This is a genomic window from Sorangium sp. So ce385 (genome assembly GCF_051474135.1).
GTDB classification, from domain to species: domain Bacteria; phylum Myxococcota_A; class Polyangia; order Polyangiales; family Polyangiaceae; genus Sorangium; species Sorangium cellulosum_D.
In genome coordinates, this window is record NZ_CP150337.1 from 5,600,293 (window position 1) to 5,614,700 (window position 14,408).

The 14,408-nt window shown below is 72.1% G+C and carries 13 protein-coding genes; 4 read left to right on the plus strand and 9 right to left on the minus strand.

Annotated features, from left to right (window positions below; translation table 11 throughout):
• Positions 1 to 25: 25 nt before the first annotated feature.
• Together WME83_RS20335 and WME83_RS20340 are read right to left on the minus strand one after the other, a co-directional pair.
• Positions 26 to 778: a HupE/UreJ family protein gene (locus WME83_RS20335; protein WP_437320945.1), complete on the minus strand. Its 753-nt coding sequence runs from the start codon at positions 776 to 778 to the stop codon at positions 26 to 28.
• Positions 779 to 794: 16 nt separating this feature from the next.
• Positions 795 to 1,250 carry a DUF6640 family protein gene (locus WME83_RS20340; protein ID WP_437320946.1) on the minus strand — a complete coding sequence of 152 codons (456 nt, stop codon included), beginning with the start codon at positions 1,248 to 1,250 and terminating at the stop codon, positions 795 to 797.
• Positions 1,251 to 1,411: 161 nt separating this feature from the next.
• Between WME83_RS20340 and WME83_RS20345 the strand changes: the two genes are divergently transcribed.
• Positions 1,412 to 2,317: a LysR substrate-binding domain-containing protein gene (locus tag WME83_RS20345; RefSeq protein WP_437322019.1), complete on the plus strand. Its 906-nt coding sequence runs from the start codon at positions 1,412 to 1,414 to the stop codon at positions 2,315 to 2,317.
• A 277-nt stretch (positions 2,318 to 2,594) separates the two neighbouring features.
• Here the strand turns inward: WME83_RS20345 and WME83_RS20350 are convergent, their stop codons facing one another.
• From WME83_RS20350 to WME83_RS20370, 5 genes are all read right to left on the minus strand, one after another.
• Positions 2,595 to 3,050, minus strand: a complete 456-nt coding sequence (locus WME83_RS20350; RefSeq protein ID WP_437320947.1) for a nucleoside deaminase — start codon at positions 3,048 to 3,050, stop codon at positions 2,595 to 2,597.
• Complete coding sequence (locus WME83_RS20355; RefSeq protein WP_437320948.1) at positions 3,047 to 4,111, minus strand: ABC transporter substrate-binding protein; 1,065 nt, start codon at positions 4,109 to 4,111, stop codon at positions 3,047 to 3,049. The genes WME83_RS20350 and WME83_RS20355 overlap by 4 nt, the downstream gene beginning before the upstream one ends.
• On the minus strand, positions 4,108 to 4,962 hold the full coding sequence (locus tag WME83_RS20360) for an ABC transporter ATP-binding protein (RefSeq protein WP_437320949.1): 855 nt from the start codon (positions 4,960 to 4,962) through the stop codon (positions 4,108 to 4,110). The genes WME83_RS20355 and WME83_RS20360 overlap by 4 nt, the downstream gene beginning before the upstream one ends.
• Positions 4,959 to 5,831, minus strand: a complete 873-nt coding sequence (locus WME83_RS20365; RefSeq protein ID WP_437320950.1) for an ABC transporter permease — start codon at positions 5,829 to 5,831, stop codon at positions 4,959 to 4,961. The genes WME83_RS20360 and WME83_RS20365 overlap by 4 nt, the downstream gene beginning before the upstream one ends.
• A 381-nt stretch (positions 5,832 to 6,212) precedes the next feature.
• The gene (locus WME83_RS20370) at positions 6,213 to 7,247 is read right to left on the minus strand and encodes a PAS domain-containing protein (protein WP_437320951.1); all 1,035 of its coding nucleotides are present in this window, start codon (positions 7,245 to 7,247) and stop codon (positions 6,213 to 6,215) included.
• Between the two features lie 476 nt (positions 7,248 to 7,723).
• Between WME83_RS20370 and WME83_RS20375 the strand changes: the two genes are divergently transcribed.
• The 3 genes from WME83_RS20375 (at position 7,724) to WME83_RS20385 (ending at position 11,808) form a co-directional block, all read left to right on the plus strand.
• Positions 7,724 to 8,644 carry an SMP-30/gluconolactonase/LRE family protein gene (locus tag WME83_RS20375; protein WP_437320952.1) on the plus strand — a complete coding sequence of 307 codons (921 nt, stop codon included), beginning with the start codon at positions 7,724 to 7,726 and terminating at the stop codon, positions 8,642 to 8,644.
• Between the two features lie 114 nt (positions 8,645 to 8,758).
• Positions 8,759 to 9,766, plus strand: coding sequence for a helix-turn-helix transcriptional regulator (locus WME83_RS20380; RefSeq protein ID WP_437320953.1), 1,008 nt, complete (start codon positions 8,759 to 8,761; stop codon positions 9,764 to 9,766).
• Positions 9,767 to 9,843: 77 nt separating this feature from the next.
• Positions 9,844 to 11,808, plus strand: a complete 1,965-nt coding sequence (locus tag WME83_RS20385) for a serine hydrolase domain-containing protein (RefSeq protein ID WP_437320954.1) — start codon at positions 9,844 to 9,846, stop codon at positions 11,806 to 11,808.
• 101 nt (positions 11,809 to 11,909) lie between these two features.
• Here WME83_RS20385 and WME83_RS20390 read toward each other — a convergent pair whose 3' ends face one another.
• Together WME83_RS20390 and WME83_RS20395 are read right to left on the minus strand one after the other, a co-directional pair.
• Positions 11,910 to 12,959 carry an endonuclease/exonuclease/phosphatase family protein gene (locus WME83_RS20390; RefSeq protein ID WP_437320955.1) on the minus strand — a complete coding sequence of 350 codons (1,050 nt, stop codon included), beginning with the start codon at positions 12,957 to 12,959 and terminating at the stop codon, positions 11,910 to 11,912.
• 209 nt (positions 12,960 to 13,168) lie between these two features.
• Positions 13,169 to 14,299: a pirin family protein gene (locus WME83_RS20395; RefSeq protein ID WP_437320956.1), complete on the minus strand. Its 1,131-nt coding sequence runs from the start codon at positions 14,297 to 14,299 to the stop codon at positions 13,169 to 13,171.
• Positions 14,300 to 14,408 lie beyond the last annotated feature (109 nt).

Consider the following 14,408-nt stretch of genomic DNA (forward strand, 5'->3'; position numbering starts at 1 on the left):
TATCGAGCGCGACCTCCTCATCGCGTCAGTCGCTGACGAGGAGGTGAGCAGCTCGGCGCGCGAGCCGTTCGACTCGGACATATGCGGACACATCACGGAGAGGATCCGGAGAGGCTCCCTGGGAGCCGGGGATCGGGGGCGCCGCGGTGCCGAGGGCCCCGCGCACCAGAAGGACCATCCCCGTCCCCATCACGGCGGCGCCGGCACAGCGCAGCCCCCGCGACAGGGACGCTCGACCGGCGGCGAGCTCGCCGAGGACGAGACCGCAGAGATGAAGCACGGTCGTGCTCAGCAGAAAGCCCATGGCATACAGCGCCGGGCTGACCGCATGAGGCATCTCCAGGCCGTGGGCATGTCCGTGAAAGACACCGAACATCGCCACGCATCCGGAGAGCAGGAACGGTGAGGAGCCACGGGTCGTGGTGACGATGCCGAGACCGAGCGCCGCGACCGACGCCGCGATGCAAAGCTCGCCCAGGGGCATGGGCCATTGCGCCATTCCCAGGAGGCCGCCGACCAGCATCGCGGCGACGAACGTGGCGGGGAGCCGGACGAGGTGCTTTCCGCCGAGCTGCGAGCTGACGACACCGACGCTCACCATCGCGAGCAGGTGGTCCGCGCCGAACACCGGATGGAAGAGGCCCTTCAGAAATCCCGCGTCGGCGCCGCCCGGGTGCGCCCAGCTCACGGAGGGCCACGCGACGAGCGTGGCGACGAGCAGGGCGCGCGCGCCGGGACATGAAGTCCATCCCATCTTCTTTTGAATCGTGGATCTCATGAAGCGCCTCTCCTCGTCAGGCGTTCGCCACGCGCGCTGCCGTCGATGCAGGATCGCTGTGGAAGAGCTTGTAGGCGAGCGCCGCGAGCAAGAGCTCGGTACCTGCGATGAGCACGTTCGGGTAGAGCGGGACGCCCCCGACGACCGGGAGCGGCACGTCGGGTCCCGCGAGCAGGCTGGTCCCCGGGATGAGCCACGTAATGTAGAAGAAGGGCGTCCAGATGATGACGACGATCCAGGCCGCCACGTTGAACCCGACCTGCGGCTCCATGGACCGCCGCCACACCATCCACAATCCGACGATCGTTACGCCACACTGGATGAGCAGCATGAGGGCGTCATGAAAGCGCGCGTGCTCATGCCATGCAGGGTTGAACAGGTGGGTTTTATTCCAGTCCACGGCGACAGCGATGATGGCGCCGCTCGCCAGGGCGAACGTGAGAACGACTCTTCCCAGGGTGCTTCGGTTCATGGTGATAGGCTCCTGACTCTCGTTGGTTGAAATAGCCCGCTCCCGTCATCAGCGCGGCGGCGCATCGCGAAGACCATAGCCGCCCATTTATCAGAATAAAAATATATTGATCCAATCGATCGATTTGATTTTCTGATTGAACCGTGGTACGGTCGAATGTCGTGGACCTACGGCACCTTCGCTATTTCCTGGCCGTCGCCGAGGAGCGCCATTTTGGCCGCGCCGCGCGGCGGCTGCACATCGTTCAGCCGGCGCTGAGCATGCAGATCCGGGCGCTCGAAGACGAGATCGGCGGCGCGCTGTTCGTGCGGACGAGTCGGCGCGTGGAGCTGACCGAAGCCGGCTCATTGCTGGTCGTCGAGGCGCAGCGGGCGGTCGCGCAGGCGGAGCGGGCCAAGGCGATCGTCCAGCAGTCCCTGCGCGGCGACATCGGCCAAGTTCGCATCGGTTACGTGGGCAACGCGATCCTCACTGGCAAGATGACGGACCACCTGCGAGGGTTCCGCAAAGCCCATCCTGCCGCGGAGATCGAGCTGCGCGAGATGCCACCTTCGAGGCAGGCGGAAGCCGTGTTGACCGGCGAGGTTGACGTCGGCTACTGCCCGGCGTTCGCTCTCAAGGTAGATCCGCGGTTGAGCGTCCAACCGATCGGCGCTTGGCCGCTGGTGGTCGCGATGGCAGAGGAGCACGCTCTCGCGGCGCACAGGCGCGTGACGCCGAAGATGCTCGCCGGAGAGCCGCTCATCATGTTCCCATCGGAAGAGGCCGGTGGCGACGTGCTGAAGAGATTGACTCTCGTGCTAGGACGCGAGCCGCGCCGGGTCCACCGCGTCGACACCACCTTGAGCATGCTGTCGTTGGCGGGCGCAGGCCTGGGCGTGGCGCTGGCTCCAAAACCGCTGATTCAGGTGAAGGTTCCCCGCATCGTCTATCGTCCGTTCGTCGCGCCGAAGAACGTCTTCGCCGAGCTGCTCCTGATCGGCCGCGCTGACGAGACCGCCGGCGCTGTACGCGCCTTCGTGAAGCTAGCATCCGGCTCCTCGGATCGGGCCACCTCACGGTCGTAAGCTCCCTTTCGTCGATGTCGTCATGCACGCACAGAACGGATTCGATATCCAGCATATCCCGCGAGCGATGGGCCGCCGCGTCCTCCCGCTCGGGAGGCAGGGCCGCGCTCGTGGGCCTGTGCAGCTCGGGCAGCGCGCCATGCAGCGGCGAGGGAGGCGCCGCTGCGCTACGTGCAAAATTGCTGCTTTTCCGGCGACCGTTCGCCATCGACCGGTCTTTCTTGCGGGATTTTCGACACACCGAGCCAGCGCTCCCGGCGGAGCGCCGGCGAGCGCGTCACGCCGGTCCGAACAGCGCGAGGCACTCGGCGTCGCGGACGCCGCCCAGGAGGTCGACGGGAGCGCCGGAGTGCTCGTTCATCCACCGGGCCGGGACGGTGAGCTCGCGCTGCGCGCCGCCGGTCGCCGCCGTGACCTCGGCCATCGTGCAGCCGAAGACGACGCGGCTGATCCGGGCGAGCCAGGCCGCGGTGAAGCACATCGGGCACGGCTCCACGGTCGTGTAGAGGGTGTATCCTTGCAGGTCGGGCCCGACGGCCGCGCAGGCGCGCCGAACGGCGCCCACCTCGGCGTGGTACGTGAAGTCGCGCTGGCCGTTCACCTCGTCGGTCGCCTCGGCCACGATGGTGCCGTCCGGCGCGGCCACGAGCGCGCCGAACGGCGGCTCGCCGGCGCGCTGCGCGCCGCGCGCGAGCTCCAGCGCCCGCCCCATGAGCTCCTCGTCGCGGGTCATCGGACGAACCTCGGGTCGAGCAGCGCCTCGGGCGCCGGCGCCTTCTTGACGAGCTTGGACTGGACGGTGAAGTCGACCACCGACTTCACCGAGGCATAGGCGGGGCCGGCCTTGTCCGCCGCGCCGAAGAGCTGCTTGTTGTCGGCCAGGTCGTAGATCTTGTCGCCGCTCAGCATGCCCTTCACGTCCTCGGGCGAGGCGTTCAAGTACTTGCCGATGATGGGGTGGGCCTTGTCCGGCTCGCTGCGCAGCGTCTTGACCCCCTGATCGATGGCGCCGAGCAGGCGCGTGTAGGCGTCGCCCCCGGAGGCGAGCTTCGACCGCTGCACGGCCACCGAGTTCGTGATCGTGTCGGGCATGCTGGCGCTCGTGAAGATCACGTGGCCTCCGTTCTTTGTGGCCTTGGTGATCCACGGCTCCCAGGTGACCGCGGCGTCGACCTTCCCGGCGACGAAGGCGGCGCCCGCGTCGTCGGCGCTCATGCTCGTGATCTTCACGTCGCCGGGGCCGACACCGCTCTTCTCGAGGCCGAAGAGGAACAGCATGTGGTTGACCTCGCCGAGCGTGAGGGCGACCGTCTTGCCCTTGAGATCGGCCATGGTCTTGATGCTCTCCTTCGCCACCACGGCGTCCGCGCCGTTCGAGCTGTCGACCAGGGCGATGGCCACGACGTCCGACTCGCTGTTCCCGTGCAAGACCGCCAGGTTCTGCAGGGTGGTGAGGCCGACGTCGAGCTGGCCCGCGGCCAGCGCCGCGAGCGTGTCCCCGGGGTTCGAGAACGGCTTGAGCTCCACGGTCAGCCCGGCCTTCTTGAACAGCTCGAGCTCGTTCGCGAGGAAGACGCCCGAGTAGCCGATCCACAGGTCGTGACCGACGGTGAGCTTCACGGGCGCCGCGGCCGGCGGCGCGGCGGCCGGCGGCGCGGCGGCCCCGGCGCGCGCGCTGGGGCCGGCGGCGCCGCCCGGCTCGCTCGGCGCGGCCTCCTTGTTCGAGCAGCCCACGGAAAGGACGAGGCAGGCGAGCGCTGCCCCGAGCTCTTGCAAGACGGTCCTTCGTTTCATGGTCCCCCTTCTCCCGCGTCCGATTGCGTGTTGGTGAGCCCGAAGAGCAGGCGATCGCGCTGCGTCTCGAACCGATCGCGCCCGCGCAGCAGCGCCATGATCTCGCGCTTCTGGTGCAGGAACGCCTCGTCGAGCTTGAGCGCCGACGAGCGCGCCGCCCGCGCGAAGGTCACGTCGAGGGTGGCGAGGACGCGGCCCGGCCGCTCCGAGAAGACGACGACGCGATCGGACAGGAGCAGGGCCTCGTCCACGTCGTGCGTGACGAACAGCGTGGTGATGCGGTGGTGCTGGATGAGGTGGAGCACGAGCTCCTGCATCTGCTCGCGCGTCTGGGCGTCGAGCGCGCCGAACGGCTCGTCCATCAGCAGCACCTCGGGCTTGCCGACGAGCGCCCGCGCGAGGGCGGCGCGCTGCTGCATGCCGCCGCTCAGCTCCGCGGGGTAGCTGTCGCGGAAGTCCCAGAGCCCGACGAGGCGCAGCAGGCTCTCGATCCGCGCCGCCTCCCGGCCGGGAGCGCCCCCGGCCGCGCGGGCGCGGTGGTGCGCGAGCGTCAGCGGGAAGCGGACGTTCTCGCGGACGCTGAGCCAGGGGAACAGCGTCTGCTGCTGGAACATGAGGCCGATCTCGGCGCCGGGGCCGAGGACGCGCTCGCCGTCGAGCTCGACGGCGCCGGAGGTCGCCGGCTCGAGGCCGGCGACGATGTGCAAGAGCGTCGATTTGCCGCACCCGGACGGGCCCACCAGGCTGATGAACTCGCCCTCGCGGACGGCCATGTCGAGCGGCGCGAGGGCGTCCGTCGCGCCGCGGCGGCCGGAGTACGTCTTGCTGACGCCGCGCAGCGACAGCTTCATGCCCCGGCGCCTCGCGTCCAGCGGAAGAGGCGGCGAGAGGCCGCGCGGAACACCCAGTCGAGCCCGAGGCCGAGGAGCCCCAGCACCAGCAGGTAAGCGTAGATGCTCGGCGTCTGGATGAAGCGATAGAAGCGCAGGATGCGAAAGCCGAGGCCCTCGGTGGCCGCCACGAGCTCCGCGACGACGACGTAGCTCCACGCCCAGCCGTTGCACATGCGCAGCGCGCTCCAGATCCCGGGGAGGGCGGCCGGGGTGAGGACGCGCCAGACGATCTCGCGCCGGTTCGCGCCGAGGCTCTGGCTCACGTGGAGCAGGTGCGCCGGGACCCGCCGCACCTCGTCCGCGGTCATGAGCAGCAGCTGAAAGAAGGTCCCGAGGAACACGAGGAGGACCTTCGCGCCCTCGCCGATGCCCGCCGCGATCATGACGAGCGGGATGAGCGCCGGGACCGGGACGTAGCGGAGAAACTCGGCCGGCGGCTCGAGCAGCGCGGCGATCGACCGGAACGCGCCGGCGAGCACGCCGAGGGGGACGGCGAGGAGCGCGGCGGCGGCGAACCCGGCCGTGACGCGCAGGAAGCTGTGCTGGACGTCGACCCAGAACTCCCTGGCGGCGAGCGCGTCGGCCGTGGCGCGCCCGATGCTCGCGAGGGTGGGGACGATGGCGGCGCTCACCCCGTCGCGATCCGGGAGCCAGGCGTAGAGCGCGATCAACGAGAGGAAGCTCGCCGCCGCGAGCGCGAGGCGAGCCCGGCCCGGGAGCGCGCGCCCGAGCGCCAGCCAGCGGGGCGGCGCCTGTCCGCACTGGCGCGACGGCGCGCGCAGCTTCGGGTCGACAAGCATCCTCGTGAAGGCCTCCGTGCCTCCCATCGTGACGTTCTTTCGAGGCAGAGCGAGCCCGGACGAGAGGCGATTCGGCCCCGAAGACGAGCTCTGGTCCGCGCCTGTTCTCCAGGCGATCAACCGACCTTCCAAACGACCTTCGTGAGGACGATCCTGAAGCGATGTCACCAGCCCGGCGGCAGATCGTCAAGTGAGATCTGGCGCTCGGGGCGCGCCGCCGGGCCGCGCGGCCGCGCAGCGATGGATTCTGCAGCGACGCGGGCGCGCGCCCCGGGTCGCGCACGCTGGGTGGAGGTGCGAGGAGAGGCGTTGAGGAGAGGCGTTGAGCGCCACGGCAGGCGCAGGCCGCCGGCCGAGGACGGCCGTGAGCGGGTGAGGGGCGCGGCGCGCGTCACGTGCTCGGGCCGCCTACGGGAGCATCATCGGATCGACGCGGGCGAGCGCCTTGCGCCGGGTCATCGCGTAGCGCACGCCGGCCCGGAGATCCCGCAGGAGGACGAGCTCGTCGAGCGACTCGCCGGTGTTCACGAGCGAGCCGGCGGTGCGCGCGGACATGCCCACGAGGACGCACTGCGCGCCGAGCAGGTACACGGCCTGCACCGCGCGCAGGATGTGATTCGCGACGTCGCCGTCGATGAGCGGGACGCCGGTGAGATCGAGGATCACGAACTCGGCGTCATGGCGCTCCACGCCTTGCAGCATCGCTGTCATGAGCTTCCGGCACCGCGCCCGATCGAGGTGGCCGACGAGCGGCAGGACGAGGACGCCCTCGTCGATCGGCAGGACCGGCGTCGAGAGGGCGGCTATCGTCTCGAGGAGCCGCGACTGGCTGGCGAGGAGGTCGGACTCGATCTGCCGCAGCGCCTCTTCCGTCCTCTTTCGCGCGGTCATGTCGACCACGACCCCCACCATCCCGATCACGCGCCCGCTGTCGTCGCGGAAGGGGACGTTGTTCTCCAGCGTCCAGCCGTCGCTCCCGTCCTCGAGCTTCCACCGGAGCTCCACGTTCAGCCGCGGCACGCCGTCCGACATGATGATCTCGTCGTTCTCGCGGTAGCTCTGCGCGACCTCCGGGACGAAGATTTCCTCGTCGCGCTTCCCGACGATCTTGTCGGCCGAGAGGCGATAGTGATCGGCGTAGGCCTTGTTGACGGCGAGGTAGCGGTGGTCGCGATCCTTGAAGAACACCATCGCCGGGATCGCGTCGAGGAGCGCGGCGTGGCCGGAGCCGTCCACCGAAAAGAACCTGGCCAGGAGCCCGTGCTGCTCCTCGGCGGGTGTGTCCTCGCGCGGCCGCCGCGCCTCGGCCAGCTCCTGCTCCAGCTCTGCGACGCGCCTCCGCAGCGCGGCGACCTGCTCGTCCAGCGGCGTGTCGTTCGGCGTGTCGCCCAGCGTGTCGCCCAGCGTGTCGCCCAGCGTGTCGTTGTCTGGCTCGGACTGCATTCAGTATACCACGTGCTGGCCGCCACATTTAGCGCATGATTGTCTGGAGCGCAACACTGGTCAAACGAGGTCCCAGCGTCGCAGTCGTCATACTCGTCGCACTCGTCGCGTTTGGCTCCGTCCTGGCGGACAGGCGGGCTCTATCGATCTCGACCAAGACGTTCGTCGCCCTCGTGGAGATCCGGCCCTCGTGCCGCGCGATGTTCGAGCTGTACTCCGAGCGCGCCATTGGACCTGAGCCGAGGACGACTCCCATGCTCGTCTCGCGGAGCTCGAGACCGCTGCTCAGACATGGAGATGAGGCGCCAAGACGCCGAGGAGAGGACTCTTCATCTCGCGGGGCCGGGCAGCCCGGCGCCGCCGTGAGCGTTTCGGGCGCGTCAATGAGCGCCGCGGGCGCGCGCCGCGCGGCGACCGGGAGCACGGTAGGCGCACACCCGGCGCGTCGCCGGCCGTGTTCACCCGAGAGAGCCCCCATGAAATCGCACCCGAAGCGCCTCGCAGCGGTCCTCGTCTCCCTGTCCGCCGTCGTCCTCCAGGCGTGCGCCGAAGACGCGGCCCCGGCCGCCCCGGAGAGCCGCCGCGTCGGCGGCTTCACCACGCCCGAGTCCGTGCTTCACGACGAGGAGCGCGACGTGTACCTGGTCTCGAACATCGCCGGCTCGCCCGTCGACAAGGACGATCGCGGCTTCATCTCGCGCGTCTCTCCGGACGGCGAGGTCCTCGACCGGACGTGGATCGACGGCGCCTCGGAGGGCGTCACCCTGAGCGCCCCCAAGGGCATGGCCATCGCGGGCGGAAAGCTCTACGTGGCCGACATCGATGCGGTCCGCGTCTTCGACGCCGGCGACGGCGCCCCGATCCAGGACATCGAGGTGCCCGGCGCCGGCCTGCTCAACGACATCGCGGTCATGCCCGACGGCGCGATCGTGGTGTCCGACACGGGCGTGACCCTCGAGGGCGGCGCCATCACCGGCGTCGGCACGGACGCGCTCGTCGTGATCGCGCCGAGCGGGGAGGTGTCGCGCATCGTCGAAGGCCCCGCGCTGCCGCACCCGAACGGCGTCGCGTGCGCGGACGGCGAGATCTGGGTCGCCTACCTCGGCGCGGCGCGGGTCGACGTGTACGACGCCTCGGGCGAGCGGCGGCGCGAGCTCGCGCTGCCGGCCGGCTCGCTCGACGGCATCGTGCGCCTCGACGACGGCCGGGTCCTCGTGTCGAGCTGGGACGCGGGCGCCGTCTTCGCGATCGACCCGGCCGGGGGCGCGGCGCCGCGCGTCTCCACCCTCGCCGAGGACCTCCCGAGCCCGGCCGACCTCGGCTGGGATCGATCGAGGAACCGCCTGCTGGTCCCGCTCTTCAACGATGACGAGGTCGTCCTGCTCGACGTCCGCTGATCCGGCGGAAGAGCGCTTTGGCCCGCGTACGTCCGCGGTTACGCTCTGCCGCCCCGGCCGGTCCGGCGGGCGTCCCGCGGCGAGCGAGCCACGGTCCAGGAATCAGGAGCGACGATGACGACCCAGCTCACCCGACTGCTCGAGCCCTCCGATCACGCCCAGGCCTGGAGCGCGCTCCGGGAGGCCCTGGCCCGGCTGGAGCGCGCGTCCGCGGCGGGCGGCGCGAACGGCGCCGGCCTGGCCCGGTGGATCGGGGTCTTCTCCCGCACGCGCGATCGGGTCTCGATCCAGCGGCTCTCCCGGCCGCTCATCGTGCTCATCCTCGACGGCACGAAGCGGATCTTCCTCGACGGCCCGGACGGCAACGCGCGCCTCGTCGCCCGAGAAGGGCAGATCCTGCTCGTGCCGCAGGGCATCGCCCTCGAGCTCGTGAACGAGCCCGACCCGGAGCGCGGCGTCTACCGCGCGTTCACCGTCGAGCTCCTGAGCGAGGTCGACGCGCGGCTCCAGCGCCGCTACCCCACGCTCTGCGTCCAGCGGGGGCTCGGCGGCTTCGAGGCGGATCGGCCGCACCTCCTGCGCTCCGCGCTGCCGTCGATCCAGGCGATGATCCACCTCGTGAGCACGCTCCTCCTGCCCGGCGCGCACGCGCTGCTGCTGGAGCACCGGCTGGAGGATCTCGTCCTGACCCTGCTCCTGCAGCACCGGGAGCAGCTCGAGGAGGGGCGGGCCGCCGCGTCGACGCTGGCGCTCGATCCGACGCTCGCGGTCCGGACCCTGGTGCGCCGCGATCCGGCGCGCCCCTGGGCGGCGCAGGACGTGGCGCGCGCGCTCGGGGTGAGCAGCGCGACGCTGCGCCGCCGGCTCGGCGCGAAGGGGGTCTCGTTCCGGGCCCTCCTGTGGAAGGAGCGCCTCGAGCTGGCCAAGACGCTCCTGCGCTCGGGGCGCCACGGCGTGCTGGAGGTCGCGACGGCCTGCGGCTACGACTCGGCGTCGCGCTTCGCCGAGCAGTTCCGGCGATCCGAGGGCGTCAGCCCGTCGGAGTACCGCGCGCAGCACCGGGCCGGCGCGAACGATTGCTGGAGCGAGCCGCCCGAGCCGCCCGCCGCCCGCGCCGGGTGACGCGCGCGCGCTCCCCGTCGCGCCCGCGGCGAGCGATGACCCCGCCCACCCGGTCCTGGTAGCCTCGCGCCTCGCCCATGCGCCGCGCCGCCCTCCTGTCGCTGCTCCTCACGCTGACCCGCTGCGCCGCGGGCGAGCGGCCCGTCGCGCCCGCGGCCCCGGCGCCGCGGCCGGCCCCCCGCGCGGCGGCGCCGGCCGCGCCCGCGCCCGCGCCAGCCGACGCGCCGATCCTCGTCGCCGAGGACCCGCCCGCGTGGGTCGACGACCCCGGGCGCCGGACGAAGCTCCTGGCGATCGTGCCGCAGATCGAGGCCCACCTCGTCGGCGAGCTCGATCGGCAAAAGCTGCCGGGGTTCGCCGTCGGCATCGTCGAGGGCGGCGAGCTCGCCTATTCCCGGGGCTTCGGCGCGGTCGATCCGGCGACCGGGGCGGTGCCGGACGCCGATACCGTCTACCGCGTCGGCTCGATCACGAAGACCTTCACCGCGGCCGCGATCCTGAAGCTCCGGGACGAGGGCAAGCTCGCGCTGGACGACCCCGCGTCGCGCTACCTCCCGGAGCTCGCGGAGGTCGTCTATCCGACCGCCGACTCGCCGCGGATCACGCTGCGGCACCTGCTCACCCATGCTTCGGGGCTGCCGCGGCTCGGTCGGTTCGATTACTCGGATTCGACGCGCGAGGTCACCGCGGCAGAGGTCCGCGCGGCGGTGCCCGGCACGGCCCTGGAGTACGTCCCCGGGACGAAGGAGGCCTATTCGAACTTCGGGTTCTCCCTCCTCGGGCTCGTCGTCGAGCGCGTCTCCGGGCGCCGCTACCGCGATTACGTGAGCGAGACGATCCTCGCGCCGCTCGGCATGGCGTCCTCGGTCTGGGACGAGGGCGCCGTCCCCGCGGGGCGCCTCGCGACAGGGCACGTGAAGAAGCACGGCAAGCTGAAGCCGGAGCCCCACTGGCGCTTCGGCGCGTCCGAGGCGGCCGGCGGGCTCTACGCGTCGGTGCGCGACATGGCACGTTACGCCGCCTTCCAGCTCTCGGCCTATCCGCCGCGCGGCGGCGCGGAGGCGGGCCCCCTCCGGCGGAGCTCGATCCGCGAGGCCCACACCGCGGCGCGGCCCGCGCACCTCTCGGTCGAGGCGGCGGGCCCGGAGGGCCGCTACGCGGTCGACGCGCGGGCGAGCGCGATCGGGCTCGCCTGGCGCGCTCTCGAGAGCTGCGAGGACGAAGAGGTCGTGCTGCACAGCGGGGCGGTCGACGGATACTCCGCCTGGGTGGAGCTCTATCCGCGCGCCGGCGTGGGGCTCGTGCTGCTCTCGAGCCTCGTCGACACGGACCGGGAGGCGCTGCTCGGCGAGGTGCGCGCGGCGCTCCGGCGCGCCGGCGTCACCGCGCCCCGGAAGGAGCGCCCGAGCCCGCGCCTGGAGTCGGCCTTCCAGGCGTCCGTCGCCCTGTACGACCGCTTCGAGCGGGCGCGCTACGAAGAGCTCTTCACGAAGGGCTTCGTCGAGCACGTCTCGCCGGGCGCGTTCGAGGAGATCGTCGAGCGCCTGCGGAAGGACCACGGCGCCTGCAAGCCCGGCGCGCTGATCTCGTCCAAGGGGACGCGCGAGGCGCGGTTCGCGATGGCCTGCGAGCGGGGGCGCATGACGGCGAAGCTCACCCTCGACGCCGGGACATCGAAGATCAGCGCCTTTCGTTTCAGCGCCGTCGCGCCGCCCACCGAGGCGATGAAGCGCAGCGCGGAGCAGGTCGTCGCGCTCGCCTCCGGCCAGACGAAGGCTCCCTTCCAGCAGGTGTTCTCGCACGCCGTCGACGAGGGCGCCGTCCAGCGAGAGCTCTCCGGGCTGCGCGCGGCGCACGGGCGGTGCAAGCTCGGCGGATCGATCGAGTCCGACGGGGAGCAGGAGCACTCCTTCCGCCTCGTGTGCGAGCGCGGCGGGAACATGGTGATGAAGCTCAAGCTCGATCCCGGCGCGCCCGGCCGCGTCCGCGAGCTCGAGCTCGAGGCGGCGCCGCAGGCGGGCAGGTGCCCGGAGAGGCCCTGAGGAGCGCGCGTCCGCCGCAGGGCTGAGCGGCTGCGCTTGCGCCCGCGCGGCGGGCGCGCCGGGGCGCGGCGTCGGCGGGCGCCTCGTCAGCGGGCGCCTCGTCAGCGGGCGGCCCGCTCCGCGCCGGCGCCTCCGATCGTGGCCAGGACGCCGAAGTGATCCGACAGCGTCGTCCGGACGGCGCGCCCCGCGGCCTGGATCGTGATGGGCTCGTCGAGGATGCGATCCGCGCGGAGGCCCGCGTCGAGGCCGCGCACGAGCACGTGATCGAGCCGCCAGCCCGAGTCCTCGACGTCGCCCGTGCCGAGCCCGTCGTGCGAGAAGGTCGCGCGGCGATCGGGCACGTCCGCGTCGCGGAACCCGGCGCGCTCCAGGCGGCGGAACAGCGATGAGCCGGGCGTGGTGTTGAGATCGCCGAGGAGCAGCGCCGGGGCGCCGCCCGCCTTCGCGTCGACCCAGTCGAGCAGCCGCTCGAGCTGGGGCGGCTGCTCCGGGCCGCCCGGCGACAGGTGCGCCGCGAAGACGTGCAGCGCGCCGAGCTCGGCCGCCGCGACGCGCGCGTACAGGGCGCCCCGGGCGTTCACGGTCGACTCGAACACGAGGAGATCGCGATCGTCGAGCGGCGCGGCCGCGAGCAGTCCCGTGCCGAACGAGCCGCCGTACGCGATGAGCCCGCCGAAGCGCGACGACGAGCCCGCGGCCGGCGCCGCGGTCGGCGCCGCGTCCCCGACGCACCGGTCGACGATCTCGTGGATCGTGCCGACAGGGCGGCTCGCGATGCAGTTGAGGCACGGGGTAGGGAGAGCGAGCGCGGTGGGCGCGCAGCTCTGCACGACGCAGCGGGCGAGCGCCTCGTCCGTCAGCCCGCTGCATTTCGCCTCAGCGCACGCGACGAGCGGCCTCACCTGGGAGGCGCTGCACGCCGCGCGCGGGGCCGGGTGCGCGGGCTCCGGCCGGAGCGCGTGCGGCAGGCGCGACTCCAGCGCTCGGCGGAGCAGATCCCAGTGCGCGTCGAGCCAGAACTCCTGCACGAACAGGAGGTCCACGTCGAGCGCGGCGAGCGCCTCGACCACGCGCGGCACGCGCTCCGTCGCGTACGGCAGCACCCCGACGGCGAGCCCTGCATTGAAGGTGGCAATCCGGAACGGCATCGCGCGCGGCGATGCACGCGGTGTGCCCGCCGGTGCGAACATGATTGTCGTCGCCGCTTTCGCGCCCTCGTCTGCGGCGCCGTCGTGACGCCGCTCGCCGCGCGATCATGGGATATCGGTTCGCCGCCTCGCTGGCGCAGCCTCCTGTCCAGCATCGCCGAACGCCGCCGTTCGAGCAGGGGCGCCGATCGGGCTCGCCCCGGCGAGGATCATCCGGCCTTGTCGATGCGTCCGTCGGGGTACCGCGCGAACCGGCCTTCCGCGCGGTCGTGGACCGGATCGTCGCTCGGCCACGGCCACCCGCCGAAGCCGGTCCGCCGGTAGTCGAGGAAGGCCTGCTGGACCTCGGCCATCGAGGTCATCACGAAGGGGCCGTGCTGCGCGACGGGCTCGCCGATGGGGCGGCCCTGGAGGAGCAGGATCTCGGCCTCATCCGGGCCGTTCTCGAGGAGCGCGGCGGCGCCGTCGCGGAGCGTGATCCGCTGGCCCGCGGGGACGCGGCGGGGGCCGACGCGCAGCTCGGCGCCGCGGAAGAAGTAGAGGGCGCGGTTCGTCCCGGGCGAGGCGGCCGGCAGCGCGAACCGCGCGCCCGGCGCCATCTTGAGCGTCCAGATCGCGACGTCGGCGTCCGCGCGCGCCGCCCACGACCTCGGCGGCGGGGCCGGCGGGCGGAGCTCGCCGAAGCGGCCGGCGACCACGGTGATCTCGGTCGCCCTGCCGGCGGCGTCGCGCGCGAGCTGCTTCGGGATCGTGTCGCCCCACATCATCACGAAATGCGGGTCGGCGAGCTTGTCGGCGCGCGGGAGGTTGAGCCAGATCTGGAAGAGCTCGAGCGGATTGGGCCCGCCCTTCTCGACCAGCGGGAACATCTCCGCGTGCACGATGCCGCTCCCCGCCGTGAGCCACTGGACGTCGCCGCGGCCGTAGCGCGCGGCCGCGCCGAGCGAGTCCGAATGATCGATGAGCCCGCGGCGCACGATCGTCACGGTCTCGAAGCCGCGGTGCGGGTGCTGCGGGAAGCCGGGGACCACCGCGCCGTGGTACATGCGCCAGCCGTCCTTGCCCGCGAAATCGCGGCCGATGGCGCGGCCCGCGAGCGAGGCGGCCGGCCCCATCCGCTCGTTGCCGGCCGGGTACGCGTCGTCGTGGTGGACGCAGAACAGGAACGGGTCGAGCGTCTCCCAGGGGGATCCGAGCGGCGCGACGCCGCGGACCACGTCCTCCGCGGCGAGCGCGGCTTCATCGGTGCGGCTGGGCGAGGGCTCGGTGGGGGCGCACGCGGCCGCGACGGGGGCGGCGGCGAGGGCGCCGAGGGCAGTGCGGCGATCCATGGCAGCCATCGTAAGGTGCCACCCGTGGACGGACAACGGTGCGCACGCGCAACGCGACGTTGCGCTGCCAGCAACGCCAGCAACGCCAGCGACCATCGAGCAACCGCCGAGCCGCCCG

Excerpts from the sequence above, each read along its gene's own strand:
- WME83_RS20390 (WP_437320955.1), bottom strand. The coding sequence starts at position 12,959 with ATGCCGTTCCGGATTGCCACCTTCAATGCAGGGCTCGCCGTCGGGGTG.
- WME83_RS20395 (WP_437320956.1), bottom strand. The coding sequence starts at position 14,299 with ATGGCTGCCATGGATCGCCGCACTGCCCTCGGCGCCCTCGCCGCCGCC.
- WME83_RS20360 (WP_437320949.1), bottom strand. The coding sequence starts at position 4,962 with ATGAAGCTGTCGCTGCGCGGCGTCAGCAAGACGTACTCCGGCCGCCGC.
- WME83_RS20365 (WP_437320950.1), bottom strand. The coding sequence starts at position 5,831 with ATGGGAGGCACGGAGGCCTTCACGAGGATGCTTGTCGACCCGAAGCTG.
- WME83_RS20350 (WP_437320947.1), bottom strand. The coding sequence starts at position 3,050 with ATGACCCGCGACGAGGAGCTCATGGGGCGGGCGCTGGAGCTCGCGCGC.
- WME83_RS20340 (WP_437320946.1), bottom strand. The coding sequence starts at position 1,250 with ATGAACCGAAGCACCCTGGGAAGAGTCGTTCTCACGTTCGCCCTGGCG.
- WME83_RS20355 (WP_437320948.1), bottom strand. The coding sequence starts at position 4,111 with ATGAAACGAAGGACCGTCTTGCAAGAGCTCGGGGCAGCGCTCGCCTGC.
- WME83_RS20385 (WP_437320954.1), top strand. The coding sequence starts at position 9,844 with ATGCGCCGCGCCGCCCTCCTGTCGCTGCTCCTCACGCTGACCCGCTGC.
- WME83_RS20375 (WP_437320952.1), top strand. The coding sequence starts at position 7,724 with ATGAAATCGCACCCGAAGCGCCTCGCAGCGGTCCTCGTCTCCCTGTCC.
- WME83_RS20380 (WP_437320953.1), top strand. The coding sequence starts at position 8,759 with ATGACGACCCAGCTCACCCGACTGCTCGAGCCCTCCGATCACGCCCAG.
- WME83_RS20370 (WP_437320951.1), bottom strand. The coding sequence starts at position 7,247 with ATGCAGTCCGAGCCAGACAACGACACGCTGGGCGACACGCTGGGCGAC.
- WME83_RS20335 (WP_437320945.1), bottom strand. The coding sequence starts at position 778 with ATGAGATCCACGATTCAAAAGAAGATGGGATGGACTTCATGTCCCGGC.